The sequence below is a fragment of the Burkholderia sp. EMB26 genome (genome assembly GCF_024730645.1).
Lineage (GTDB): Bacteria > Pseudomonadota > Gammaproteobacteria > Burkholderiales > Burkholderiaceae > Burkholderia > Burkholderia cenocepacia.
The window spans coordinates 2,770,755-2,796,079 of the sequence record NZ_CP078071.1 but is presented as its reverse complement, the minus strand read 5'-3'; the positions used below and the strand labels follow the sequence as shown (position 1 = coordinate 2,796,079).

Genomic DNA, 25,325 nt, shown 5'->3' with positions numbered 1-25,325 from the left:
TAAAAAAATCACACTTCACAAATAAATCCCAACCATTTATTCAAATGCACATCGTCCTGCGACTTGACTCCGGAGGCCAAAAAATTTGTTAACCGTGCTTGATCTAAACCATAAACTCGCCGATGTATCCGGCGTCCGATGTCTAGCGCCAACAGAGCAGGACCAGCCTCATCGTCATATCGGCAATCTTCCGCTCAATCTTTAGTGTGGAAAAGCGGTACATTGCGACACACTTCCGAACACAGCCGTAGGACGCGCCAACACGGCGTTGACTGCTGGAGGTCGTCGCCCCGGCTCTCAATATGAAATTGAGTCTCATTTTTATTAATGTCACGAGTCTCGTCCAACAAACAAAAACGGCCACCGTGACCCCACGGCAGCCGCCCTCTGAAACACTCGACGCCAAACCCCAAACCAGCCCTTACTCATCCACCTTAAAAGCCGACACGAGCTTCGTCAATTCCGCCGCCTGCTGCCTCAAACTCTCCGCCGCCGCCGCGCTTTCCTCGACCAAAGCCGCATTCTGCTGCGTCATTTGATCGAGCGACAGCACCGCATCCCCAATCTGATCGATGCCCGCGCTCTGCTCCAGGCTAGCCTCGGCAATCTCCCTCATCATCGCGCTAACGCCCTGAACCTGCGAGACAACATCACTCATCACCTTCCCCGCCTCACTAACGAGCCGCGACCCGGCACCCACCGTCCCCGCGCTATGCTCGATCAGCGATTTAATCTCCTTAGCCGCCTGCGCACTACGCTGCGCCAGATTCCGCACTTCCGAAGCGACAACAGCAAACCCACGCCCCTGCTCCCCCGCCCGCGCCGCTTCCACCGCGGCATTCAACGCCAGAATATTCGTCTGAAACGAAATACTGTCGATCATCACGATGATCTCGGAGATCCGCTGCGAAGCGTCACTGATCTGCTCCATCGTCGTCACGACCTCGCCCACCACCTGCCCGCCCCGCGCCGCCGTATCCGCCGCGCCATTGATCATCTTCGCGGCCGTCGTCGCCGTCTCGGTGTTGTTGCGCACCACGGCCGTGATCTCTTCCATCGACGAAGCCGTTCGCTCCAGGTTGCTCGACTGCCCTTCGGTGCGTTCGCTCAGATCCGCATTCCCTGAAGCAATCTGCGCCGATCCGGTCGCAATCGAAGCCGAAGCCGCACGAATCCGATGAACGAGCGTCGACAGCGACGACACGAACCGGTTGAACGCATCCGACAACTGCCCGATCTCGTCCTCGCTCTCGACCGTCATCCGGCGCGTCAAATCGCCCTGACCGCTCGCAATCTCCGACAACAACGTAGCCGCCCGACGAATCGGCGCGGCAATCGCGCGCCCCACCAGCCAGATCACGATCAACGCAACCCCAAGCCCCACCACCGCCGCAACCAGTGCCGCGCTGCGGATCGCACGCGTCACCGGCCCGAGCAGTTCGGCCTGCGGCACCTGAACGACCACATACGCATTCAACTCAGGAATAAACGACGTCGCGATGAACCGCGCGCCGCCATCACCCTCGTAGCTCAGATACGCATACGGCTTACCCGCAAGCAACGTCGACGACGCATCCCCCGGCAGCCCCGATTCATCCTTCAGAAAATGCTTGCCGTCGATCAGCGACGTATCGCGATGCATCATGATCGCGCCGTCCGGGCGCACGAGATACGCAAACCCGGTGTCACCGATCCGGTAAGCCGAGATCCCCTTCGCAAGCGCATCGACGGACAGGCTCATGCACGCCGCGCCGATCGGCACGCCGTCGAGTTCCACTCGGCTGTTGATGAACATCATGTAGCCGCCGACGGTCACCTCGCGATCCATGTTCACGTCGTACGCCTTGCCCGACGACAGGAAACTGGTCAGCCACTGATCCTTGTCGGTCACCTTCCGCTGCAAGCCGGCTTCGTTGTAGTAGTTGCCGCTCTTCACCGACACCCACTGCACGGACGCGGCCTTCTGCTCGTCCTTCACGTTCTTCGCGAGCTGAATCCAGTTGCGCGTGCCGGCGTCGGGTTCGCCGTCGGCTTCCCATTGCAGCAGGAACGCATCGCGCGCGAGAATGCGCGACGCGGCGATCGGGCCGGCCATCTGGCGCTGCACGTCGGCGCGGATACCGTTGACGGCGGTCGGCAGCTCTTCGCGGACGACGCGCTCTCGCACCGCGTTGCCGATCAGACGAACGCTGAGCCCGCTCGAAATCGCGACGAACACGAGCAGGCAACTCGTCATGCTGAGAATCAGCTTGTTCTGAATGGAAAGCTTGCGCCAGAAATGCATGGGGAACCCTCGATAACCGCTCGGTCTGAGCCAGTTTGGGTTATCGGCATGCACGCGCAGAACCACATCGTTGATTTCAAATGTCGATCATTCGAGATTCGTTATGTTGTTGATGGGCGGGCATATGCAGCCGCCTATATGTACGAGAACCATGCAAATACAACGCGCGGATCAATACGCAACGAAGATCGTGACGCGCCGGTTTCGCGCTCTTGATGCCGCATCGTCCCCCGCGACAAGCGGCTGCGTATCCGCCCGCCCGATCGCCGCCAGCCGATGCGGCGCGACACCGCGCTCGGTCAGATAACGCACCACACTCCCCGCACGCGCCGACGAAAGCTCCCAGTTCGATTCGTATTTCGCGTTCGCGATCGGCACGCTGTCGGTGTGGCCTTCGACGAGGATGTCGCCGGTTGCATGCGCGCTCAATGCCTGCGCAATCTGGTTCAGCACCGGCGACGAATCGGGCAGCAACCGCGCATCGCCGACGTTGAACAGAATCTTCGCGTCGATACCGATCTCGACGCCATGCGGCGCCTTCACCAGCGAAATGCGCCCATTCGACTTCAACGAATCGAGCAACGCGAGCCATGGCGGCGCAGGGTCGGACCTCGCGGTATCGACGGCGGCAGTCGCCGCGCCCCCAGTCTGCCGCGCAAGCGTCTGATACCGCGCATCGAGCGCGTTGTATTTCGCGAGCTGCAGCACATACAGCGCGAGAAAAAGCACCATCAGCGTCGTGATGAGATCCGCGTACGAAATCAGCCAGCGTCCGGACTGCGCGCCTTCGAGTTCGTCATCGTCGCGACCGGCAGCGGATGCGCCGTCAGTTCGAGCAGTCATGCCGTCGGGAATCCGGGTTCGTCATACGGTATAGATACAGGCTCACGCGCAAGCACGAAGCACACGGACATCACGCGAGCGATTCCGCCGCCCGCCCGCGCACATCGCCGGTCAACCGCGTCTCGATCGTATGCGGGGACTCCTTGCGCGAGATCGCGAGCAAGCCGTCGAGATACAGTTTGCGAAAGCGCATCTCGCTGTCGATCTGCGCGCGCAGCTTGCCGTACAGCGGCAAGAACACGAGGTTCGCGAACGCGAGCCCGTACAGCGTCGCGACGAACGCCACCGCGATGCCCGGCCCGAGCTGTGCCGGCTCCAGAATATGGCTCGTCACCTGCACGAGCCCGAGCACCGACCCAAGAATGCCGAACGTCGGCGCATAGCCGCCGGCCTGCTGCCACACGCGCACGGCGGCGAGGCGACTGCGTTCGTACGCATCGAGTTCGCGTTGCAACGCATCTTCGAGCACCGCGGTCGACACGCCGTTCGCCAGCAGTTCGAGCCCGCGCCGCGCAAACGGATGAATCCCGCTCACGTCCATCGATTCGAACGCGAGCAACCCGTCGAGCTTCGCGCGGTCGCCCCATTCGAGCAGGTCGGACAGGTTCTTGCGATCGACTTCGCGCGCCCGCACGAACGCGAGCCGCAACTGCTTCACCGCGTCGAAGAAGCGCGCCCACGTGTTCTGGATCATCACCGCGCCGAGCGTGCCGCCGAGCACGATCACGAGCGCCTCGAACTGGAACAGCATCGAGAAATGCCCGCCTTCCAGCGCGAACCCGGACACGATCGCCGCGCCGCCCAGCACCACCCCGACCAGGGTCAACAGATCCATACGCGCCTCCGTATCACGCATCCGACGCCGAAGTCGACGCAACGGCCGTTGCGCCCGCCGCAGGCGCCTTCGCCGCGCGTACGGCCTCCAGCACGCGCTGTTCGATCTCGTCGATCTCGACCGGATCGAGCTTGAGTTCGCGGCGCATCACCCACGACACCTCGTTGCGCCGCGCCTCGGTCATCACGGAAAACAGCTTGTCGGCCACCGCGCGATCGTCGAGGTTCGCGATCAGCTTCGCGAGGTCATAGGTATCGAACGCGCTGATCACGTCGAACAGCGTGCGCTGGTCGATCCAGACGAGATCCTCGAGCGCGCGCACGTCGCCGCCGCGGCGCGCGTTGCGGCGCGAGAAGTACGCAACGCCCTTTTGTTCGACGTAGTTCAGCACCTTCGATTTGCGGAACGCGAACACTTCTTCCGCGATCTCGCCGTTCGACAGCTTGTTGAGCAGCAGCGTCTTGTCGACGCCGATCAGCGATTCGAGATCGGCCAGTTCGATGAGTTCGAGTTCACTGTTGATCGATACGTCGAGATCGTGATCGGCGACCTGTTGCGCGCGGTCGATCACGCGGGCGGCGTCGAACGTGACGACCTGGCGCGCATCCGACGAAGCCGCGTAATCGCTTGCGCCGCCGGTGCCGTCGCCCTGCGCGGCTTCGATCGTGACGAGGTTGAGCTTCTCCATGCGCCGCAGCATCGCGAGCACGTGCGGCCGCGAATGGCCGGCAATCGCGCGGCATTTGCGAATCACTTCGGCAAGCGGCACCGAGGTTTCGGCCGCGTGCGCCTGCATCGGCCGACGTGCCCACGTGTCGCCGGATTCGCGCGCGTCGGCGCCGGCCATCAGCGACAGCACGTGCGCATACGACAGCACGCCCGGCATGAAATCGGCATGCGTATAGGTCGCCAGTTGGTCGTCCTTGCGCTTCACGCGGCGGATCATCGTTCGCACGATATGGCGCAGCAGCGCGGACACGCGCTCGATTTCTTCATCGAGCATGCCGGCCGGCACGACGGTGAGCTGACAGAACGAAAGCGCCTTCGCGGTATGCGCGCGCGGTTCGGCGGCGAGCAGCGCCGATTCGCCGAAGAATTCGCCGCGGCCGAGCGTCGCGACGATCACACGCTTGTCTTCGCAGCGCGTGGACAGCTCGACCTTGCCGTCGGTAATCAGAAAGATGACGGGCTCGCCCGCGAAGCCCTCCGAGTAGATGATTTCTCCGGGCGCCGCGGTACGCGTCCACGATTGCTGACGATTCAAGTCGATTCCCCTGCTGCGCTGGTTATTGCGGACTGCGCGTCGCACGTCTGAAGCATGCGATCGCGAGTCGTCCCCGTGACTCGTTTACGTCATCGTGCGCAACATCCTTTAGGGCATTCGTGCTCGTTTCGAACCGAAATCAAGGTAAAACGTTTGCGGATTGCGCGGGCGCATCGATCGTTCGTTTCGCCGTTTGCGCATGTAGTGAAATTGAAAGCCCACCGCGACCGCATGCGTCCGGTCAGAACTCCATGTCGAGTTCGTCGATGTCTTCGTGCTCGGCCTTCGCCGCGTCGATCCACTCGGCGACGAACGGATGCGCGAGGACGCGCATGCAGTACTCGGCGACGTCCGGTTCGAGTTTCACGTCGTAGGTCAGGAAGCGCGTGACGACCGGCGCATACATCGCGTCGGCGATGCCGATCTCGGCACCGAACAGCCAGGGGCCGCCGTACTCGGCCAGGCACTCGCGCCAGATCGTCACGATCCGCTCGATGTCGTGCTGCGCGCGCGACCAGATCCGGAAGCCGGGGAAATGGCCGCGCAGGTTCATCGGCAGCGCGGATCGCAACGCGCTGAAGCCGGAATGCATCTCGCCGCAGATCGACCGGCAATGCGCGCGTGCATGCCGGTCGTCGGGCAGCAGCCGCGCCTGCGGGCGGATCTCGTTCAGGTATTCGGCGATCGCGAGCGTATCCCACACCGCGTTGCCGTCGTGCGTCAGGCACGGCACGAGGATCGACGGCGACAGCAGCAGCAGCTCCGCGCGCGACGTCGCATCGATCGGCACGCTGATCGTCTCGAACGCGAGCCCGCTCAGCTTCGCGAGCAGCCAGCCGCGCATCGACCACGACGAGTAATTGCGGCTGCTGATGGTCAGCGTCGTCCGTGCGTTGGATTCCATGTCGCTCCCTCCTGCTGAATGTCGTTCGTGCCCCTGCACCGTAAACGGACGCGCCGCATGAACGGCCGCACCACGTCTGTGCGGTCCGTTCGCCGAACTGGCGCAACGTCGCACGGCCGCGCGGCATGCGTCGCACGCGCGACCGGCAAGGCAACGCGTCACCTTCGCGCTGCGTCATCACGTCCCGCGCGCGCCGCCGCGCTCCCGAACCGCTGCAACGCGCGTGCCAGCCTCACGCTGGCATACGGCTTGCCTCGTTCCTTGCAATGCGGCGTCACGAGCGACGGTCATGAACCTGCTTGCCTATCCGTTTTATCAATGGTCTGCGGAATGCCTGCGCCCGGCGCGTGCATGGGCCGCCGCCACCCGCGCGACGATGTCGCTGTGGCCGCCGGCGACATCGACGCCGACCGGCCGCATGATCGACGCGCTGTGCGAACTGCTCGAATGCTGCGCGTTCTCGCATCGACGGCCGCCGTTCGGAATCGCGTCGGTCGTCGTCGACGGCGACACGGTGCCGGTCGTCGAGGAAGCGGCGGCGGTCACGCCGTTCGCGACATTGCTGCATTTCCGCAAGGCGCGGCCGGTCGCGCGCCAGCCGCGCGTGCTGATCGTCGCGCCGATGTCCGGGCACTTCGCGACGCTGCTGCGCGGCACGGTACGCACGATGCTGGCCGACCACGACGTGTACATCACCGACTGGCACAACCCGCGCGACATCCCGCTGGCGGCCGGACGCTTCGGCTTCGACGAGTACGTCACGCACGTGATCGACTTCATCCGCCACATCGGCCCGGACGCGCACGTGCTGGCGATCTGCCAGCCGACCGTCGCGTCGCTGGCGGCCGTCTCGCTGATGGCGGCCGGCGGCGATCCCGCGCAGCCCGCGAGCCTCACGTTGATGGCCGGCCCGATCGACTGCCGCGTGAATCCGACGAAGGTCAACGAACTCGCGACGAGCCAGCCGATCGAATGGTTCGCGCGCAACCTGATCAGCGTGGTGCCGACGGGTTTCGTCGGCGCGCAGCGGTGCGTGTATCCGGGTTTCGTGCAGGTCGGCGCGTTCATGTCGATGAACCCGGACCGCCATGCGGCGTCGTTCGCCGATCTGTACTACGAGCGCGCGAAAGGCGACCCCGCGAAAGCCGACACGTTGCGGCACTTCTACGACGAATATTTCGCGACGGCCGACCTCACCGCGGAGTTCTATCTGGAAACGGTCGAGAAGGTGTTCCAGCAGTACGCGCTCGCGCGCGGCGAGCTCGCGGTGGGCGACACGCTGGTCGAACCGGCGGCGATTCATCGCACCGCGCTGTTGACGATCGAAGGCGAGAAGGACGATATCTGCGCGGTAGGCCAGACGGTGGCCGCGCAGGAACTGTGTTCGGGATTGCCGTCGTACCTGAAGACGCACCATGTACAGACGGGCGTCGGGCACTACGGCGTGTTCAACGGCAGCCGGTGGGAAACGCAAATCTATCCGATCGTGCGGGCGACGATCCACGACAACGAGCCGTACGATCGCACCGCGGACGCGCAAGGCGACACGCACGGCACGCACTACGTCACGCTGCGCGCGCTGCTCGATGCACGGGCATCCGGGATCGATGCGGCGACCGAAGCGCAATCGGCGCACACGCACTGAACGCGGCTAGCCACACAGTGAATCGCCCCGCCGGAGAGGCGGGGCGATGTGTGCTGCAGCATTCGGGCGACGCGCGAGCGAAACCGCTCGCGCGCCGGGCCGGCTCGTTACGAGCAGGCCTTGCCGTGCGACGCGTGGTAGCCCTTCGCCTTCGCGTCGGCTTCCGACATGTAGCTGCCGTGCTTCGTCTTGCCGTAGTACTTGTCGGTCGAGCAGTGATAGACCTTCGTGCTGTCGTTCGCCCACACCTTGCCCGCGCCGCCGCCCGGCGCCGCGGCCGTCGTGGCGGCGCTCTTCGCGCCTGCGGCGCCCGATGCCGGCGCGGCGGAAGCCGCCGTAGCCGGTGCCGCGGCCGGTGCGCTCGCCGCGGCAGCGCCCGATGCGCCGTACCACGTCTTCACGCCCTTGTGGCCCGCACATGCGCCCTTCTTCGACGCGCCCGAGTAGAACGAGCCGTCCTTGCACAGCCCGGTCGTGCCGGCCGGCGCGCTGGCCGGAACCTGCGCGAACGCACCGATCGACACACCCATGCCGGCGACCAGCGCGGCGATCAACATCGTTTTTTTCATGATCCTCTCCTGATTTGCCTGAATGACGAAAGCGTCCGGGACATCCCCGGCGACAGCGACGGTTACCGCGCCCAGCGGCACACGCGGTGATGGTGATGATCGAAGTGGCACACGCGGTGCGAATGCGCTTCGGCCAGTGCCGGCACGAGCACGGCGCAAGCCAGTGCGGTGGCCGTCAGGATCTTCGCGATGCGGTTCATGGTGAAACTCTCCCGGATAGTCAGCCGGTGATCCGGCTGGTACCTCCTTAACGCCGGGCGTCGACACGCCGTGCACCGCCCCTGCGGGCAATTGACGATCTTTGACATCGCATCGCCTGTCGACGATCGAAGCTGACGAATGTCTTTCTTTTCTTTCTGGTTCTTCAGTTTCTCGATCGTTTGGAATTCGAAGGAATGTGTCGAAGCGAAAAGCAGTGCGCGTAAATCGCGCCGACCAATAAAAAACCGCCTGAATGCAGGCGGTTCGTCTAGAACGCACACCCACTCGACCGGCTACGCACCGACCTCGCCCCACGGCGTCGGCTCCGGCACCGCGCACGGCCCGTCGACATCGATCGATTTGAAGTCGGCAGGCCCGACGATCTCCAGGTACTCCATGTCCGGCGAGTAATCGAACAGGTAGTGGACGATCCCCGGCGCCTGGTGCACGCAGTCGCCCGCCGCCACCAGTGTCTCCTGTTCGCCGTACATGAAGCGCGCCCAACCCTTCAGCATGATCACGATATGGAACTCGGCCTCGTGACGGTGCCAGCCGGTGCCCGCCTCCGGTGCATGATTGGCCCTGACGAGTTGCGCGACGACCTTGCCGTTCGTCGCGGCGGCGATACCGAGATCGCGGTACAGGAAGAAGTCGCGCAGGCCCTCGCCTTGAAAGGCGGTGTCCTGCGGCTTCACGTGGGAAAAAGCGGTGGTGGTCGGCGTGCTCATCGCGGTGCTCCTTCATCGAAAGGATCACGCGAGACAAGCATTAAGCGTTCCAGTTTGCGGCGGCACGGCACCGTGCGCGTCAGCGCTTGCGCCGCTTGCCGGTCAGCAGCGTCTGCGCGATCACCGCGAGCAGCAGGAACGCGCCGCTCGCGAGGTTCTGGTAGTACGGGCTCAACGTGCCGACCTGGTTGATCACGTTCTCGATCACGCCGAGCAGCAGCACGCCCGCGAGCGGGCCGAACAGCGTGCCGACGCCGCCCGTCAGCAGCACGCCGCCGATCACCGCCGCCGCGATCGATTGCAGCTCGTAGCTGTTGCCGGCGCCCGGCAGCCCCGAATCGAGCCGCGACGCGAGCAGCGCGCCGGCCAGCCCCGCCAGCGCCCCGCTCAGTCCGTACGTGACGACCTTGAGCCCCTCGACGTTCACGCCGAGCATGCGCGCCGCCTCCTCGTTGCCGCCGATCGCGAACACGCCCGCGCCGTAGCGCGTGTGATTCAGCACGAACGCGGCGACGAGATACGCGACGAGCACGATCCACACGAGATGGCCGACGCCGAACAGCGAGCCGTTCGCGATCGTCGCGAAGAAGCCGGGGTTCGCGATCAGCATGTCCTGGCTCGCGAGCACGAGCGACAGCCCTTTCAAGCCGAGCAATGCGGCGAGCGTGACGATGAACGGCGCCATCCGCGCGCGGGCGATCAGCCAGCCGTTCATGAGCCCGACGATCAGCCCGACGCACACCGGCGCGGCCAGCGCGGCGCCCCAGCCGTACGGCGCCGCATACGCGGCGATCACGGTGCCGAGCCCGACGAGCGAGCCGACCGACAGGTCGAACCCGCCGAGGATGATCACGAAGCTCTGCCCGATCGTGATCAGCGCGACGAACGCGGCGGCCGCGACGATATCGAGCAGGTTCGGCGCACTCAGGAAATGCGGAAACACGCGGCCGGCGATCAGGCAGACGAGCACGAGGATCGCGATCGCACCGCGCGCCTGCACGAGCCGGACGAACTGCGCGCGGCGCGCGCGGCCGGCATCCTGCGCGGTATGCGGAGTCATCGGCGCGGTCGACATGTCAGGCTCCCGAGCGTTGCAGGTACAACGCGCCGAGGATGAACGCGGCCTTCAGGATCTGCGCATACGTGTAGCTGATGTTGTTCATGATGAAGCTGGCATCGAGCAGTTGCAGGAGCAGCACGCCGAACACGGTGCCGACGATCGACACGCGCCCGCCGGACAGCGGCGTGCCGCCGATCACCGACGCGGCGATCGCATCGAGTTCGAAGTTCACGCCGACATAGTTCGGATCGCCTGCGCCGAGCCGCGCGGTGGCGAACAGGCCCGCCAGCCCGGCCAGCGCCCCGCTCGCCGCATAGACCGCCAGCAGCGTGCGCCGCACCGGCACGCCGGCGAGATGCGCGGCGTCGCGGCTCGCGCCGACGAGAATCGTGTAGCGCCCGAAGGTCGTGTTGCGCACGACGAAGAACACGACGGCCGCGCACACGAGCGCGATCAGCATCACAACCGGCAACCCGAACCACGTGCCGATGCCGACGAAGTCGAACGCATCGGACGGCGGCAGGCTCACGCGCGAGCCGCCGAGCAACGCCTGCGCCAGTCCGCGCGCGGCGACCAGCAACGCGAGCCCGGAAATCAGCGGATCGATGCCGAGCCGCGCGACGAGCCCGCCGTTGAACAGGCCAACCGCGAGCCCGATCGCAATGGCCGCCGCGAACGCCGCGCCGGTGCCGTACGGCAAGCACACGGCGATGATCGCGCTGGACAGCGCCATCACCGAGCCGACCGACAGGTCGATCCCGCGCGTGGCGATCGCGAGGTTCTGCCCGAGCGCGATCAGCACGATCGGCGCGGCCTGGAACAGCAGGCTGCGCGCGGCGAGGGGATTCGAGAAGCCGGGCGTGACGATCAGGTTGAAGACGGCGAGCGCGACGAACGCGAGATAAACGCTGTGGTCGCGCGCCTGCGCGAACAGCGAGCGGCGCGACGGGCGGCGGGCTTCATCGGGTTCGCTCATCAGGTTGGCAAGATTCACGCTGTCCTCGTCCTCGGGTCGATGTGCGGGGCGTCAGGTCTGGTTCGCGAGCAGCGCGGTCACGTCGTCGGGGCTCGCACCGCGCGTCGGCAGTTCGCCGCTCGTCGCGCCTTCATGCAGGATCACGAGCCGGTCGGCCAGCTCGAGCAGTTCTTCCATCTCCGACGACGTCGCGACCACCGCGAGCCCGTCGTCGGCGAGCCGTTTGACGAGATCGTGCACCTCGGCCTTCGCGCCGACGTCGATGCCGCGCGTCGGGTCGTCGAGCAGCAGCACCGACGGCTCGGTCGACAGGCAGCGCGCGATCAGCGCCTTCTGCTGGTTGCCGCCGGACAGCGTCGAGATCGGCGCGCCCGCATGCGACGCCTTGATGCCCAGCTCGCGGATGTAGCGCTCGACGAGCGCCTCCTGCTTGCGCACGGAGATGAAGCCGAACCGGGCGATGCGCGGCAGCACGCACACGACGATGTTCTCGCGCACCGACAGCTTCGAGAAAATGCCTTCCGAGCGGCGATCCTCGGACAGGAACGCGAGCCCCGCGCGAATCGCGCGCGCCGGGTCGGCGCCGTCGAGCGCCCTGCCGCCGACGCGCACCGCGCCGCCGTCCGGCTGCTGCGCGCCGAATACGGCCTTGAACGTTTCGGTGCGGCCCGCGCCGAGCAAACCCGCGAGCCCGACGATCTCCTTCGGCGCGACGCGGAACGACACGTCGCGCAAACGCGTGCCCCAGCGCAGCCCGTCGACGGCGAGCGCGGGCTCCCGCGTCGTGTCGGCGGCAACCGCCTCCGCCTGTTCGCGCGGGCCGTGCGCACCGACTTCGCGGCCGAGCATCGCCGCAATCAGCGCCATGCGCGGCAGCCGGTCCGGCGACTCGCTGCGCACCACCGCGCCGTCGCGCAGCACGGTGAGCCGGTCGCACATCCGGTAGCACTCCGACAGCCGATGGCTCACCAGCACGATCGCGATGCCGGTCGCGCGCAACTGCTCGACGACGCCGAACAGCACCTCGACTTCCGCACCGCTCAACGCGGAAGTCGGCTCGTCGAGAATCAGCACGCGCGCGCCGAGCGACACCCCGCGTGCGATCGACACCATCTGCTGCTGGCCGAGCCCGAGCGAGCCGACCTTGTCGGCCGGATCGACGTCGAGCCCGTAGCGCTCGACGATCTCGCGGGTGCGCGCCCGCATCGCGCGGCGGTCGATCCACGGGCCGAAGCGGCGCGGCTCGTGACCGAGGAAGATGTTCTCGGCCACGCTGCGTTCGGGAATCAGGTTGATTTCCTGGTAGACCGCGCAGATGCCCGCGCGCTGCGCGGCACGCGGGCTGTCGAACGACACGGGCACGCCGTCGACGCGGATCTCGCCCGCATCGGGCTGGTGAAAGCCGGTGAGGATCTTGATCAGCGTCGACTTGCCGGCGCCGTTCTCGCCCATCAGCCCGTGCACCTCGCCCGCGCGCAGCGACAGCGACACGCCGTTCAGCGCGCGCACGACGCCGAACGTCTTGCCGACGCCGTGCGTTTCGAGCACGACGGGTTGGCTGTGGGCGCCCGAGTCGGCGCCGGGTCCGGCGGGAAGCGTTGCGTCCATCGCGCGCCTCGCGTTCGCGGTTGAGCGGTTGAGCAGCGGTTGAGCGATTGCCGAGCGTTTGCCGGCCGATCAATAGACGAGGTTCGCTTCGAGCGAATGCTTCGCGTTCGCCTTGTCGTACAGCGCGTCATCCATGATCTGCTTCTGCGCGACCGGCTTGCCGGCGAACCATGCTTCGAGCGACTTGAACGCGAGCGGGCCGAAGCGCGGGTTCGTCTCGACGCTCGCCGCGGCCGAACCGTTCGCGATTGCGGTGACGAAGTCCTTGGTGCCGTCGATCGACACGACCGTCACGCCGCGCTGCTTGCCGGCCTGCCGCAACGCGGTCATCGCGCCGAGCGCCATCGTGTCGGCCTGCGCGTAGACGGCATTCACGTCCGGATGCGCGAGCAATACCTGCTCCATCACCTTCTGCGCTTCGGTGGCCGACCAGTTCGCGGTTTGCGACGCGACGATCTTCATGTTCGGGAATTTCTTCAGTCCGTCGGCGAAGCCGTCGGTGCGCTGGCTCTCGACGGTATTGCCGTAGCCGCCCTGGATCTCGGCGATCACGGCTTTGCCGCCCGTCGCGTCGGCGAGCGCCTGCGCGGCGCGCTGCCCCTGCCGGAAGAAGTCGGAACCGAGGAACGTGATGAAATCCTGGCACGGCGTGCCGGCCGTCTGGCGGTCGATCGTGACGACCGGAATGCCCTTCGCGCGCGCCTGCGCGAGCGCGGGCTGCAGGCCGGTCGAATCGTTCGGCGCGACGATCAGCGCCTGTGCGCCCTGGTTGATCATGCTTTCGATATCCGCGACCTGCTTCGCCTGGTTCGCGTTCGCATTCGTATACAGCAGCCGCTTGACGCCGGCCGCCTTCGCGGCGGCACGCACCGACGCGGTTTCGGTCGCGCGGAACGGGTTCTGTTCGTTCTCGGACTGCGAGAAGCCGACGACGAGATCGGTCAGCTTCACGCTGCCCGGCTTCGGATTCGTGCAGGTCTGCGCGGAACTCGCACCGACCTTCTGCGCATTGTCCTGCGCATGCGCGATCGCGACGCATCCGAGCGTCACACCCATCGTCACCACGATACGTTGCAGCTTTGCACGGCTCGGCATCATCGTCTCCAAATGTTGTGATGGCGTGATCGGCCCGCGCCCCGTCGCCTGCGGACGGCATCGGCGTCACGAATTAATATTATTACTCGATATTATCGCCTGCCCGACTCAGGATAATCCCGTATCGCCGAACCCGTCAGGCGGGGCCCGGCGTCCACCGCAACGTCGCCTGCAGCGACTCGCCCGGCGCCAGCACGCAGCCGCCGACGAGCGATGCGGGTTCCGTTGCATTGAAGCTGTCCGTCGTGTTCGTGACGGGCTCGACGCACAGCGCGTCGGCGCCCGACGGCGCGTACACGACGAGCTGGTCGAACGGCTGCTCGGCCTGCAGCACCAGTTGCCGGCCGCGCTCCGGCCAGATCACCGCGGCTTCGCGCGACCAGCCGACGAAATTGTTGTCGAGCTCGAATGCATCGACCGGCATCCCGCCGCGCAGCGCGGCGACGGCCGGGTGATCGCCGACGTGGGTAGGCAGCACGTCCGCATCGGCATGCCACATCGCGTCGACGTGCGCCTTCACGACGGTGTGCGGCGTGCGCAGGTAATACGGGTGATGGCCCATGCCGAACGGCATCGGCTGTGCGCCGAGGTTGCGCGCGGACAGCGTGATCGACAGCACGGGGCCGTCGAGCCGGATCGACTGGCGCGCCTCGTAATGGAACGGCCAGTCGCCCGCGCGGCCCGTGTCGGGGCGATGTTCGAAGCGCAGGTCGACCTGCGTTTCGTCGCGCTGCTCGACCTGCCACGGACGCAGCCAGCCGTGCCCGTGCAGCGCGTGACGATACGCATCGTCCGGGCCGGACAGGTCGATCGTGCGGCCGTCGAATTCGAACTTCGCGTCGCGGATGCGGTTGCAGTACGGAAACAGCGGGAAGCTCGCGAAGCGCAGCGGATCGCCGCTCGCGAGCGCCGCGTCGGTGGTCGGGCGAAACCAGTGCTGCGGGCCGTCCGGCGCTTCGTCGTAGTACGCGGCGATCGAGCCGCCGGCCAGCGGCGCGACGCGGACGCGGGTCGACCCGCTGGCGAGTTCGATCAGGTCGGTGTGGCGGGGCATTCCCATCGGCATCGATCATCCCGGGATGAAGCTGACGACCCCGTCGCCGGCATGCAGCATCCGGCCGCGGGCATGTGCGGCCAAGGATGGCACGGCGCCGCCCGCGTGGTCAATAATATTTGTTGATATTATTATCCGGACATCCACGCATCCGGCGGAACACGCGTAAAGCTTGATTGCCGGCCCGAATGGCCGATGTTACCGTCGGGTCAGATTGATCCGACCCGCTGTTCATCACCGACTTTATTTGCCCATCCTGCCGAGGCCGGACCGCGCTCCTACCGTGAAACGCTCTACTCAACGTCGCCCCACGATGACCGACATCGCCAAGCTTGCCGGCGTGTCGCAATCCACCGTCTCCCTCGTGCTGAACAACGCGGCGGGCACCAAGTTCTCGGACGCCACGCGCGAAAAAGTGCTGAAGATCGCGCACGAGCTCGGCTACCGGTTCCTGCCGCGCGAAGTGACGATGACGCACGGCGGCGAGCGCGACCTGATCGTCTATCTGGCCGACGAAATCTCGACGAGCCCGCACCCGGTCGTCAACATCGACGGCGCGCGCGACGCGGCGTATGCCAACGGCAAGCTGCTCGCCGTGTACTCGACGCACGGCAACGTCGACATCGAGCGCCAGGTGCTCGAATCGGTGCTCGCGATGCCGAACCTGCTCGGCGTCGTCTATGCGACCGTCTATACGCGCAAGGTCGCGCTGCCGGCCGAGCTGCTGCGCGTGCCGGCCGTGCTGCTCAACTGCTACACGACGGACAGCGGGCTGTCGTCGATCGTGCCGGCCGAAGTCGCGGGCGGCCATGCGGCGACCGAATACCTGCTGCGCGCGGGCCACCGGCGCATCGGCTACGTCAACGGCGAACCGTGGCAGGACGCCGCGAAGGACCGGCTGAAGGGCTATCGCACCGCGCTGGCCACGGCCGACATCCCGTTCGCGCCGGAACTCGTGCGCGACGGCGACTGGGGCTCCGACACCGGCTTCGAGCAGACGCTGTCGCTGCTGCGCGAGCCGAACCCGCCCACCGCGATCTTCTGCGCGAACGACCTGATGGCGATCGGCGCGATCGAGGCCGTCAAGCATCTCGGCATGCGCGTGCCCGACGACATCTCGGTGCTCGGCTACGACGACCAGGAAATCGCGCGGCATACGCACCCGCCGCTGTCGACGATCGTGCTGCCGAACTACGAGCTGGGCCGTTGGGCGGTCGAGATCCTGCTGCAGGAAGAACAGAACCGTGCGGTCGGCATGCCCGTGCGCCGCCGCGCGATCAAGCTCGACGGGCCGCTCGTCGAGCGCGGGTCGGTGCGGACCGTCGAGACTGCCGCGCAATCGGCGAGCGCGTAGGCGCGCCCCTTCCTCCTTCCGACACCCCCCTGCGACGCGGGCGGCACATTCGCCGCCCGTGCGTGCTTGCACACCCTGCCGGCCCCCTGCTTGCCCTCGGTTGCCGCCCATTCGAGGGTAAACACCATCACTAAATTATTAGTAATATTTCTCCGTCATTTCTATACTTGCGTCGGCATCGGGCAGAACCCCGGGCCACGACAGAACAACACGACGAGACGGTGACCGGAAGCGACCGCGCGCGAACCCGCCGCGCGGCCCGCTCCGTGCCGTCCGCACATCACACGCGCACCGTGCCGCGACGCTTGCCGTCCGGGCACCGCTTCATCGCATCGAGTCACCAGTCGTCCGCTTCTCCCCATTGATCCGGAGTCCAGAATGACTATCACGTCTCGTCTCAAGCCCGCCGCGCTCGCGGTCTTCGTCTTGCTCGCCTCGTGCGGCGGCGATGATTCGTCCACCCCGTCGGCATCCGCGCTTGCCGCGCATGCGTCCGTCGATGCCGCGTCCAGCGACAGTGCGGCCACGGCCAACGCCGCTGCATCCAGTGATTTCATGAACATGGGTCACGGCGGCCCGTCGCATTTCCCGAACCAGCTGGTCACGCTCGGCCTGCCGGGGCCGACGCCCGCGCTGCGCGTGTCGTCGCGCGGCGTGCCGCCGTATGCGCCGCCGCCACCGCCCGTCGCGACCGACACGCAAACGCTGACGCTCGCCGATTTCGATACGTACGGTCCGGCGTGGACGAGCGGCGGCACGAACACGATCCGGATCGACGGCACGAGCACGGACGGCGCGAAGCTCGTCACCAACGCGCGGCATCCGGCGTACGGCCACGCGTCGTACGAAGCGGACGTGACGATCGGCGCGCCGGCGCCCGGCGCGAATACCGCGAATGCGGGCTTCATCGTGCACGTGACGAACCCGTCGGTCGGCACCGATGCGCTGACGGGCTACTACATCGGGCTCGACGCGGTGCGCCACGTGGTGCAGGTCGGCCGCGAGCAGAACAACTGGACCGACTTCATCGACTACCCGGCGCCCGCGGTCGTGCCGGGCAGCACGCATCACCTGAAAGTCGTCACGCGCAACAACGCGATCGACGTGTATGTCGACGGCGCGCAGGTGATCAGCATCAACGACGCGACGAGCGGCCTGACGACCGCGCTGCGCGCGGGCGCGTTCGGGCTGCGCCGCTTCGGCGCGAGCGTCGCGTTCAGCAACGTGACCGTGAGCCGCCATCCGGACGTCGCGCCGAAAACCTACGACTTCTCGCGCGTGGTGGGCGCCGTGTACAACCCGTGGAATGCCGTCAACGCGATCGATTTCTGGCAGCACTACGATCCGGCGATCGTCGACCGCGAGCTCGACTACGCGCAGACGTACGGGATGAACACGATCACCGTGTACCTGCACTACCTGAACTGGGTCAACGATCGCGACGCGTTCCTCGCGAAGTTCGACAGCCTGCTCGAGATCGCCGCGCGCCACGGGCTGAAGGTCGCGCCGATCTTCTACGACGATTGCTGGCACGTCGATCCCGCGTACGGCCCGCAGCCCGCGCCGATCTTCGGCGTGCACAACAGCCGCTGGGTGCAGTCGCCCGGGCAGTCGGTCGAGCAGCAGTACCTGCAGCCGATCGCGGCCGGCGCGTCGACCACCTACAAGCAGAACCTGCAGCACTACATCGCCGATTTCGTGTCCGCGCACCGCAACGACCCGCGCATCCTGTACTGGGAGCCGATGAACGAGCCCGGCTGCAGCGGCAACGGCGCGCTGCAGCCGACGCGCGCGTTGATGATGAACGACGCGCGCATCGCGATCCTGAACGCGGGCGCGACGCAGCCGATCAATTCGCCGAACGTGCAGGAGCCGGAAGGCGATTACTTCTCCGACTTCCATGCGTTCCACCCGTACGCGCTCAACGCGACGACGCCCGACTACTCGCTGCCGCCGAGCCTGCTCGACAGCCTGAATTCGGAAACGCTGCAGCGCGGCTGGCCGGGCGTCCAGGCAGGCCAGACGATGGCCGGCATCGCATCCACCTACGGCGGCAAGACGGGCTTCCTGGTGTGGGAGTTGATGATCGGCCGCACGAATACGCGCTTCCACTGGGGGCAGACGGCGTCCGCCCCGGCGACCGTCGAGCCGGCGACGCCGTTCCAGGGCACGCTCTACCCCGACGGTCACCCGTGGAGCACGGCCGAGGTGCAGGCGCTCGCGAGCGCGTTCAGCTCGCGGCTGCGTGTGCTGAACGCGACGTACTACAACGACACGACGTTCACGACGCCGGTGTTCTCGTCGATCACGCCGCTGGTCGATTTCGACCTGAACACCGAGCGCGGCACCGATTCGCCCGATGCGTCGAAGGGGATGAATGCGACGAACTATGCGATCCGCTGGACCGGCGCGCTCGACATTCCGAAGGCCGACAACTACACGTTCAGCGTGACCAGCGACAACGTCGCGCGCGTGTGGATCGACGGCCGCAAGGTCATCGACAAGGAGCAGCCGGGACTCGCGACCGCGAAGGGCCGCATCCACCTGTCGCAGAAGCGGAACGTGCCGATCCGCGTCGAGTACGTGCATGCGAGCGGGCCGGCCAGCATGCATCTGCAATGGTCTAGCCCGAGTGCGGGCCGCGATAATCTCGTACAGGTCGCGCAGCGGCCGTTGACGGACGCGCTCGCGCAATAGCAGGCGTTACCCGCATCAACGCCCGTGAAGCCTGCGCGGCTTCACGGGCGTTGCGATGCAACCGGCAGACGCGTTTATTACTTCAACCGCCCCGACAGAAACTGCCCGAGCCGCTCGCTCTTCGGATTCACGAGGATCTGCTGCGGATCGCCCTCCTCCTCGATCTTCCCCTGATGCAGGAAGATCACGTGGTTCGACACGTTGCGCGCGAAGCCCATCTCGTGCGTGACGACGACCATCGTGCGCCCTTCCTCGGCGAGCTTCTGCATCACCTTCAGCACTTCGCCCACCAGTTCCGGATCGAGCGCCGACGTCGGCTCGTCGAACAGCATCACTTCCGGCTCCATCGCGAGTGCGCGCGCGATCGCGACGCGCTGCTGCTGGCCGCCCGACAGATGCGACGGATACATGCCCTCGACGCGCGGCGCGAGGCCGACCTTCTCCAGATACTTGCGCGCCCGCGCGATCGCTTCGTCCTTGCCGACCCCGAGCACGGCCATCGGCGCCTCGATCACGTTCTCGAGCACCGTCATGTGCGCCCACAGGTTGAAGTGCTGGAACACCATCGACAGCTTCGTGCGCATCCGCTGCAACTGCTTCTGGTCGGCCACGCGCAGCGACCCGTTGCGGTCGCGCGTGGTCTGGATCGGCTCGCTGCCGATCGTGATCTGCCCCGAGCAGGGCTGTTCGAGGAAGTTGATGCAGCGCAGGAACGTGCTCTTGCCGGAGCCGCTCGAGCCGATGATGCTGATCACGTCGCCGGCCTTCGCCTTCATCGACACGCCCTTCAACACCTCGTTGTCGCCGAATTTCTTGTGCAGGTTGTCAACGGTAAGCTTGTACATGCTGGGTCCTTCGTTGCGGATCTTGCGGATGCGTTAATGGCTGCGCGGCGCGAGGTACGCGAGCCAGCGCGTCTCGAGCTTGCGGAACGCCCAGATGAGCGCGAACACGACTACGGCGTACAGCACGGCTGCGATGCCGTAGGCCTGGAACGACATGTAGGTTGCCGAATTGACGTCGCGCGTGACCTTCAGGATGTCGGGCACGGTCGCGGTGAACGCGAGCGTCGTCGCATGCAGCATCAGGATCACTTCGTTGCTGTAGCTCGGCAGCGAGCGGCGCAGCGCGGACGGCAGGATGATGCGCGTATAGAGCTTGAAGCGCGACATCCCATAGGCCATCCCGGCTTCGATCTCGCCGGACGACGTCGCCTTGATCGCGCCCGCGAAGATCTCCGTCGCATACGCGCATTCGTTCAGCACGAACGCGAGCAGCGTACAGTTCATCGCGTTGCGGAAGAACGTGTCGAGCAGCACGTGGTCGTGCACGACCTGCAGGCTGTAGATGCCCGTGTAGCACATCAGCAGCTGCACGTAGAGCGGCGTGCCGCGGAACACGTACGTATAGAGCCACACGGGGCCCGAGATCCAGCGGTTCGACGACGCCCGCGCGATCGCGAGCGGCACGGCGAGCGCGAAACCGAACGCGATCGACACGACCAGCAGCCACAGCGTGATCGCGAGGCCGCTGAAGCGGTAGCCGTCGGAATAGAGATAGTTTTGCCAGTACTGGCTGACGAGTTCGATCACAGTGCGAGCCTCCGGACACCGACGGAATAACGCTTCTCGAGGTGATGCAGCACGACGTTCGACACCGTCGTGATCGCGAGGTAGATCGCGCCCGCAGCCAGCGTGAAGAAGAAGAAATCGAGCGTGCTCTTGCCGGCGTCCTGCGACGCCTTCACGACGTCGGCGAGGCCGATGATCGACACGAGCGCGGTGGCCTTCACGAGCACCTGCCAATTGTTGCCGATGCCCGGCAGCGCGAAGCGCATCATCTGCGGGAACAGGATGCGGTGAAACACGCGCCAGCCGCTCATCCCGTACGCGAAGCCGGCTTCGAGCTGGCCGCGCGGCACCGCGAGGAACGCGCCGCGGAACGTCTCGGTGAAGTACGCGCCGTAGATGAAGCCGAGCGTCACGACGCCGGCCACGAACGGGTCGATGTCGATCTGGTCCCAGCCGAGCAGGTCGGTCACGTCGTTCAGCAGGATCTGGATCCCGTAGAACAGCAGCAGCATCAGCACGAGATCGGGCACCGCGCGGATCAGCGTCGTATAGAACGTGCCGACCGACTTGAGCACGCGGTTGGCCGACAGTTTCGCGGCCGCGCCCGCGAGGCCCAGTATCAGCGACGCGGCGAGCGACAGCACCGCGAGCTTCACGGTCTCGACCGTGCCGGCCCACAGCAGCGGGCCAAATCCTTGGAAGATCATATGAGGAACCCAGAACGAGGTGGCTGGATTGTCAATAGCCATTAAGCGCGCAGCAAACGAGTTCTGCGCACGACGTGATGCAGCCTGCTCATCAAGCCGGACGCGGCCCGCGCACGGTGCGGCATCCGGCAACGCAGGCGGCGCGCCGCCATCGATGCGCGCCGCCCGCGCGGTCAGCCGCCGTAGACGTCGAACGCGAAGTACTTCTTCTCGAGCTTCTTGTAGGTGCCGTCCTTGATGATGTCGGCGATCGCGTGGTCGATCTTCGCCTTCAGGTCGGCGTCGTCCTTGCGCAGGCCGATGCCGGCGCCGTTGCCGAGCGTCTTCGGATCGTCGATGTCGCCGCCGGCGAACTGGAAGTTCGCACCGCGCGGCGTCTTCAGGAAGCCGATGTCGGCCTGCACCGCGTCCTGCAGCGCCGCGTCGAGGCGGCCCGACATCAGGTCCTGGTACACGCCGTCCTGGTTCTGGTAAGGCACGACCTGCACGCCCTTCGGCGCCCAGTACGCCTTCGCGTAGGTTTCCTGGATGGTGCCCTGCTCGACGCCGACCGACTTGCCCTTCAGCGATTCGGCCGTCGGCTGCAGGTTCGCGCCCTTCTTCGCGACGAGGCGCGTCGGCGTGTTGAACAGCTTGTCGGAGAACGCGATCTGCTCGGCGCGCGCCGGCGTCATCGACATCGACGACAGCACGCCGTCGAACTTCTTCGCCTTCAGCGCCGGGATCATCCCGTCGAAATCGTTCTCGATCCACACGCATTTCGCCTTCAGGCGGGCGCAGATCTCGTTGCCGAGGTCGACGTCGAAGCCGACGACCTTGCCGCTTGCGTCCTTCGATTCGAACGGCGGGTAGCTGGCGTCGACGCCGAAACGGATCGTCGACCAATCCTTGGCGTGGGCACCGACCGCGAGGCAGGCGAGGGCAATACTGAGCGCGAGTTTCTTCATGGCGTTCCTGTCAGAGGCGGACTGGGGCGGATTCCGGTCGGGCTGCCCGCCGTGAATCCTTCCAACCGGGTAATCGCGTGTTCCGGCGATGTTCCAAGTTGTACATACAACTTTGCCTTTTCCAGGATAGGGTCAGCAATCCGTGTTTATCTCTAATTGTCGGCGGATTAGGAGCGTCGACAGGATTTTCCTTAATTTTCATTTAATTATGGATTACGCGGGGCTGAATGGAGGCTTTCTTGCGGCGTACGGCGGCAGCTGGGCAGAGCCCGGCACCTGTCTAGACTTTGTCGGCCACCGCACCGTGTCTTCCGAACCGGCCTGACGTTCGTCCAACGACGGCGTGGCCGCCGCCGGCTCATCGTGCCCTTTCCGCCTTCGGTCACCGGCGCAGCGCGTTTACGCATCCTTTGCAGACGCGCGGCGAGTCTATACACCGTCTCGCCGCGGCGATTTCTAGAATGGGCGCCATGTCGAGAACGAGATCTCCGCCGTGCAGCGCGCGCCGCGACCGGGGATGAGCCCATGAAACCGACCAGAACCGAATCCACTGCTTCACGCCATCTGCCGCCCGCTCGCTCGCGGCGTCGCGCTCCCGCGGACACACTCGTGCTGCTGTCGATCCGCGTCGAATCGGACAACCTCGCGGTCGTGCGACGTCGCTTGCATCAGGCCGTCGGCGCCGCACTGAACTGCTACACGGCCGCGCTCGACCGCCGCACCGGGCGCGCGTGCATCGAACTCGAAGTCGCACGGTCACAGGCGTCGCCCGCGATCCTGTCGATCCTGCGCCTGCTGCCGGCCGCCGAGTTCGGCGCGATCCGCCTGTTGCAGCACTAGCGGCGTTCGTCACCGCCGCGCGTGACACGCGTCACGCACGCCCCCTTTTTCATCGATTCGCACGCACGCGTCCGCACGGATCCGCGCGGCGGATCGCCGTTCCCGTCGCAACGGGCCTTTCCAGGAAACACACGCAATGAAAAAAGCAGTCGTCGGTACCCTCTCGCTCGCATGCTTCGGCGCCGTCGCGCATGCGCAAAGCAGCGTCACGCTCTACGGGATGCTGGATGCCGGTATCGCCTATACGAACAACCAGTCGGGCAAAAGCGCGTGGCAGCAAGGCAGCGGCCTGCTGTCGAATACGGTCTTCGGGCTGAGCGGCAACGAGGATCTCGGCGGCGGCCTGCATGCGCTGTTCCGGCTCGAAAGCGGCTTCAACCTGAACAACGGCACGCAGTCCTATCGAAACACGCTGTTCGGTCGCCGCGCGTACGTCGGCCTGCAGAGCGATCGATACGGCGCGCTGACGCTCGGCCGCCAGTACGACGCCGTGGTCGACTATCTCGGCCCGCTCGCGATGGCGAACAACGGCGACGGCAACAACCTCGCGTCGCATCCGTTCGACAACGACAACCTCGACGATTCGTTCTACATCGACAACGCGGTGAAATACACGAGCCCGACACTCGCGGGCTGGCAGTTCGGCGGCCTGTACGGGTTCGGCAACGCGGCCGGCGGCTTCGCGAACAACCGCGCATACAGCGCGGGCGTGTCGTATGCGAACGGGCCGGTCAGCGTCGGCGCCGCGTACCTGCAGCTCAATCGCGGCGGCCTGACGGCCGGCGGCGCACTGTCGACCAACGACGCGCCGAACTTCCCGGCCGTCCGGCAGCGCGTGATGGGCGCCGGCGGCAGCTACGCGTTCGACCGGCTGACGATCGGCGCGGTGTGGACGCACGCGATGTTCGACGAAACGGCCGCGTCGTCGCTGCCGGGCGCGCTGAACGCGCTGCGCTTCGACAACTACGAGATCAACGCGCGCTATGCGCTGACGCCGGCGGTTTCGTTCGCCGGTGCCTATACGTTCACCGACGGCCGTTACGACGACGCAACCGGCAGCCACCGGCCGAAGTGGCACCAGGTGACGCTGATGGCCGACTACGCGCTGAGCAAGCGCACCGACGTGTATGCGGAAACCGTGTATCAGCACCAGTTCGGCGTGCCGACGGGCGCGACGCTCGGGTTCGCGAACGTCACGGGCGTCGCGGCTTCGTCGACCCGCACGCAGGTGGTCGCGACGGTCGGCATCCGGCATCGGTTCTGACCGCAAGCGAGCCGTCGCAGGCCGGCCGCTCTGTGCAATCCCGCATGGACGCGCGCCGGCCGAACAGGGATCATTCGGGGAATCCGGGCCGGCGCGCCCGCGAAACCGGTACACTCGGCGCCGGGCGCGCGCCGGATCGGCATTCGGCGGCGGCCCGCCGCCGACCCAGAAATCGTGATCCCATGACCACACCGATCTATCAGGAAATCAAGGACTTCATCCTCGCGCGCATTCATGCCGGCGAATGGGCGGAAGGCGACCAGGTGCCGTCGGAGAACGAGCTCGCACGCGAATTCAACGTCGCGCGGATGACCGTCAACCGCGCGCTGCGCGAGCTGACGGCCGAACAGGTGCTCACGCGCACGCGCGGCTCCGGCACGTATGTCGCGTCACCGAAATACGAATCGACGCTGGTCGCGATCCGCAGCATCTCCGACGAAGTCGCCGCGCGCGGCCACGGCTATCGCGCGCAGGTGCTGCAGGTCGGCGCGGCCGTCGCCGATGCGAAGCTCGCCGACGAACTGCGGCTCGACACCGGCAGCCCGATCTTCCATTCGCGCGTGCTGCATTTCGAGAACGACACGCCCGTGCAACTCGAGGAACGCTGGGTCAATCCGGCCTGCGCGCCCGAATACGCGTTGCAGGACTTCACGACGACGACGCCGAACCAGTACCTGACGCGCGTCGCGCCGCTGCAGCGCGTCGAATACCGGATCGAGGCCGCGATGCCCGATGCCGAAACGCGCCGCCACCTGACGATGGACGATCGCGAGCCGTGCCTGCTGCTGCATCGGCGCACGTGGTCGCAGGGGCTGGTCGCGTCGATCGCGAATCTGTGGCACCCGGGCAGCCGCTACCGTTTCACCGGGCATTTCTGAT

General features: G+C 66.1%; 23 protein-coding genes. 6 read left to right on the top strand and 17 right to left on the bottom strand.

Annotated features, from left to right (window positions below; all coding sequences use genetic code 11):
* Positions 1–421 precede the first annotated feature (421 nt).
* The 5 genes from KU887_RS29330 to KU887_RS29310 form a co-directional block, all read right to left on the bottom strand.
* Complete coding sequence (locus tag KU887_RS29330) at positions 422–2,284, bottom strand: methyl-accepting chemotaxis protein (protein ID WP_258256570.1); 1,863 nt, start codon at positions 2,282–2,284, stop codon at positions 422–424.
* Between the two features lie 171 nt (positions 2,285–2,455).
* Complete coding sequence (locus KU887_RS29325; RefSeq protein WP_258256568.1) at positions 2,456–3,127, bottom strand: OmpA family protein; 672 nt, start codon at positions 3,125–3,127, stop codon at positions 2,456–2,458.
* Between the two features lie 70 nt (positions 3,128–3,197).
* The gene (locus KU887_RS29320; RefSeq protein ID WP_080322320.1) at positions 3,198–3,962 is read right to left on the bottom strand and encodes a flagellar motor protein; all 765 of its coding nucleotides are present in this window, start codon (positions 3,960–3,962) and stop codon (positions 3,198–3,200) included.
* A 13-nt stretch (positions 3,963–3,975) separates the two neighbouring features.
* Entirely contained in the window at positions 3,976–5,226 is a 1,251-nt protein-coding gene (locus tag KU887_RS29315) for a Crp/Fnr family transcriptional regulator (RefSeq protein ID WP_034202675.1), read from the bottom strand.
* A gap of 241 nt (positions 5,227–5,467) precedes the next feature.
* Positions 5,468–6,130, bottom strand: a complete 663-nt coding sequence (locus KU887_RS29310; RefSeq protein ID WP_006496046.1) for a glutathione S-transferase family protein — start codon at positions 6,128–6,130, stop codon at positions 5,468–5,470.
* Between the two features lie 289 nt (positions 6,131–6,419).
* Here KU887_RS29310 and KU887_RS29305 point away from each other — a divergent pair, with 289 nt between their 5' ends.
* Complete coding sequence (locus KU887_RS29305; protein ID WP_077020913.1) at positions 6,420–7,775, top strand: polyhydroxyalkanoate depolymerase; 1,356 nt, start codon at positions 6,420–6,422, stop codon at positions 7,773–7,775.
* 107 nt (positions 7,776–7,882) lie between these two features.
* On the opposite strand, the gene KU887_RS29300 is transcribed toward KU887_RS29305, so the two are convergent.
* The 8 genes from KU887_RS29300 to KU887_RS29265 form a co-directional block, all read right to left on the bottom strand.
* Positions 7,883–8,344, bottom strand: a complete 462-nt coding sequence (locus KU887_RS29300; RefSeq protein WP_006496048.1) for a DUF3761 domain-containing protein — start codon at positions 8,342–8,344, stop codon at positions 7,883–7,885.
* A 62-nt stretch (positions 8,345–8,406) separates the two neighbouring features.
* Positions 8,407–8,544 (bottom strand): HHHH-motif protein, encoded by a 138-nt coding sequence (locus KU887_RS29295; RefSeq protein ID WP_166677911.1) that lies wholly within the window; start codon positions 8,542–8,544, stop codon positions 8,407–8,409.
* A 294-nt stretch (positions 8,545–8,838) separates the two neighbouring features.
* Entirely contained in the window at positions 8,839–9,273 is a 435-nt protein-coding gene (locus KU887_RS29290; RefSeq protein WP_006488629.1) for a cupin domain-containing protein, read from the bottom strand.
* A gap of 79 nt (positions 9,274–9,352) precedes the next feature.
* Complete coding sequence (locus tag KU887_RS29285; protein ID WP_226245117.1) at positions 9,353–10,333, bottom strand: ABC transporter permease; 981 nt, start codon at positions 10,331–10,333, stop codon at positions 9,353–9,355.
* A 16-nt stretch (positions 10,334–10,349) separates the two neighbouring features.
* A complete protein-coding gene (locus tag KU887_RS29280) occupies positions 10,350–11,327 on the bottom strand; it encodes an ABC transporter permease (RefSeq protein ID WP_006488625.1) in 978 nt (325 codons plus the stop codon).
* Between the two features lie 33 nt (positions 11,328–11,360).
* On the bottom strand, positions 11,361–12,917 hold the full coding sequence (locus KU887_RS29275) for a sugar ABC transporter ATP-binding protein (RefSeq protein WP_258256564.1): 1,557 nt from the start codon (positions 12,915–12,917) through the stop codon (positions 11,361–11,363).
* A gap of 69 nt (positions 12,918–12,986) precedes the next feature.
* Entirely contained in the window at positions 12,987–14,015 is a 1,029-nt protein-coding gene (locus KU887_RS29270; protein WP_080403572.1) for an ABC transporter substrate-binding protein, read from the bottom strand.
* A gap of 133 nt (positions 14,016–14,148) precedes the next feature.
* Entirely contained in the window at positions 14,149–15,066 is a 918-nt protein-coding gene (locus KU887_RS29265; protein ID WP_059722512.1) for an aldose 1-epimerase, read from the bottom strand.
* Positions 15,067–15,379: 313 nt separating this feature from the next.
* On the opposite strand from KU887_RS29265, the gene KU887_RS29260 reads away from it, so the two are divergent.
* Together KU887_RS29260 and KU887_RS29255 are read left to right on the top strand one after the other, a co-directional pair.
* On the top strand, positions 15,380–16,420 hold the full coding sequence (locus tag KU887_RS29260) for a LacI family DNA-binding transcriptional regulator (RefSeq protein WP_006496055.1): 1,041 nt from the start codon (positions 15,380–15,382) through the stop codon (positions 16,418–16,420).
* A gap of 378 nt (positions 16,421–16,798) precedes the next feature.
* A complete protein-coding gene (locus KU887_RS29255; RefSeq protein WP_258256560.1) occupies positions 16,799–19,117 on the top strand; it encodes a PA14 domain-containing protein in 2,319 nt (772 codons plus the stop codon).
* A gap of 77 nt (positions 19,118–19,194) precedes the next feature.
* Here the strand turns inward: KU887_RS29255 and KU887_RS29250 are convergent, their stop codons facing one another.
* From KU887_RS29250 to KU887_RS29235, 4 genes are all read right to left on the bottom strand, one after another.
* The gene (locus KU887_RS29250; protein WP_006482526.1) at positions 19,195–19,962 is read right to left on the bottom strand and encodes an ABC transporter ATP-binding protein; all 768 of its coding nucleotides are present in this window, start codon (positions 19,960–19,962) and stop codon (positions 19,195–19,197) included.
* A gap of 33 nt (positions 19,963–19,995) precedes the next feature.
* On the bottom strand, positions 19,996–20,709 hold the full coding sequence (locus tag KU887_RS29245) for an ABC transporter permease (protein WP_006482521.1): 714 nt from the start codon (positions 20,707–20,709) through the stop codon (positions 19,996–19,998).
* Positions 20,706–21,395, bottom strand: coding sequence for an ABC transporter permease (locus KU887_RS29240; RefSeq protein ID WP_006482533.1), 690 nt, complete (start codon positions 21,393–21,395; stop codon positions 20,706–20,708). The genes KU887_RS29245 and KU887_RS29240 overlap by 4 nt, the downstream gene beginning before the upstream one ends.
* A gap of 173 nt (positions 21,396–21,568) precedes the next feature.
* Positions 21,569–22,342: an ABC transporter substrate-binding protein gene (locus KU887_RS29235; RefSeq protein WP_006482536.1), complete on the bottom strand. Its 774-nt coding sequence runs from the start codon at positions 22,340–22,342 to the stop codon at positions 21,569–21,571.
* 525 nt (positions 22,343–22,867) lie between these two features.
* Between KU887_RS29235 and KU887_RS29230 the strand changes: the two genes are divergently transcribed.
* The 3 genes from KU887_RS29230 to hutC all read left to right on the top strand — a co-directional run bounded on the left by KU887_RS29230 (position 22,868) and on the right by hutC (position 25,324).
* Complete coding sequence (locus tag KU887_RS29230; RefSeq protein ID WP_006496057.1) at positions 22,868–23,182, top strand: hypothetical protein; 315 nt, start codon at positions 22,868–22,870, stop codon at positions 23,180–23,182.
* A 136-nt stretch (positions 23,183–23,318) separates the two neighbouring features.
* Positions 23,319–24,446: a porin gene (locus KU887_RS29225; RefSeq protein ID WP_080322314.1), complete on the top strand. Its 1,128-nt coding sequence runs from the start codon at positions 23,319–23,321 to the stop codon at positions 24,444–24,446.
* 182 nt (positions 24,447–24,628) lie between these two features.
* Positions 24,629–25,324 (top strand): histidine utilization repressor, encoded by a 696-nt coding sequence (gene hutC / locus KU887_RS29220; RefSeq protein WP_006482530.1) that lies wholly within the window; start codon positions 24,629–24,631, stop codon positions 25,322–25,324.
* Position 25,325: the final 1 nt, after the last annotated feature.

Coding starts and splice junctions, on each gene's coding strand:
- KU887_RS29330 (WP_258256570.1), bottom strand. CDS start 2,284: ATGCATTTCTGGCGCAAGCTTTCCATTCAGAACAAGCTGATTCTCAGC.
- KU887_RS29325 (WP_258256568.1), bottom strand. CDS start 3,127: ATGACTGCTCGAACTGACGGCGCATCCGCTGCCGGTCGCGACGATGAC.
- KU887_RS29320 (WP_080322320.1), bottom strand. CDS start 3,962: ATGGATCTGTTGACCCTGGTCGGGGTGGTGCTGGGCGGCGCGGCGATC.
- KU887_RS29310 (WP_006496046.1), bottom strand. CDS start 6,130: ATGGAATCCAACGCACGGACGACGCTGACCATCAGCAGCCGCAATTAC.
- KU887_RS29305 (WP_077020913.1), top strand. CDS start 6,420: ATGAACCTGCTTGCCTATCCGTTTTATCAATGGTCTGCGGAATGCCTG.
- KU887_RS29300 (WP_006496048.1), bottom strand. CDS start 8,344: ATGAAAAAAACGATGTTGATCGCCGCGCTGGTCGCCGGCATGGGTGTG.
- KU887_RS29295 (WP_166677911.1), bottom strand. CDS start 8,544: ATGAACCGCATCGCGAAGATCCTGACGGCCACCGCACTGGCTTGCGCC.
- KU887_RS29290 (WP_006488629.1), bottom strand. CDS start 9,273: ATGAGCACGCCGACCACCACCGCTTTTTCCCACGTGAAGCCGCAGGAC.
- KU887_RS29285 (WP_226245117.1), bottom strand. CDS start 10,333: ATGACTCCGCATACCGCGCAGGATGCCGGCCGCGCGCGCCGCGCGCAG.
- KU887_RS29275 (WP_258256564.1), bottom strand. CDS start 12,917: ATGGACGCAACGCTTCCCGCCGGACCCGGCGCCGACTCGGGCGCCCAC.
- KU887_RS29270 (WP_080403572.1), bottom strand. CDS start 14,015: ATGATGCCGAGCCGTGCAAAGCTGCAACGTATCGTGGTGACGATGGGT.
- KU887_RS29265 (WP_059722512.1), bottom strand. CDS start 15,066: ATGCCCCGCCACACCGACCTGATCGAACTCGCCAGCGGGTCGACCCGC.
- KU887_RS29260 (WP_006496055.1), top strand. CDS start 15,380: ATGACCGACATCGCCAAGCTTGCCGGCGTGTCGCAATCCACCGTCTCC.
- KU887_RS29255 (WP_258256560.1), top strand. CDS start 16,799: ATGACTATCACGTCTCGTCTCAAGCCCGCCGCGCTCGCGGTCTTCGTC.
- KU887_RS29250 (WP_006482526.1), bottom strand. CDS start 19,962: ATGTACAAGCTTACCGTTGACAACCTGCACAAGAAATTCGGCGACAAC.
- KU887_RS29240 (WP_006482533.1), bottom strand. CDS start 21,395: ATGATCTTCCAAGGATTTGGCCCGCTGCTGTGGGCCGGCACGGTCGAG.
- KU887_RS29235 (WP_006482536.1), bottom strand. CDS start 22,342: ATGAAGAAACTCGCGCTCAGTATTGCCCTCGCCTGCCTCGCGGTCGGT.
- KU887_RS29230 (WP_006496057.1), top strand. CDS start 22,868: ATGAAACCGACCAGAACCGAATCCACTGCTTCACGCCATCTGCCGCCC.
- KU887_RS29225 (WP_080322314.1), top strand. CDS start 23,319: ATGAAAAAAGCAGTCGTCGGTACCCTCTCGCTCGCATGCTTCGGCGCC.
- hutC (WP_006482530.1), top strand. CDS start 24,629: ATGACCACACCGATCTATCAGGAAATCAAGGACTTCATCCTCGCGCGC.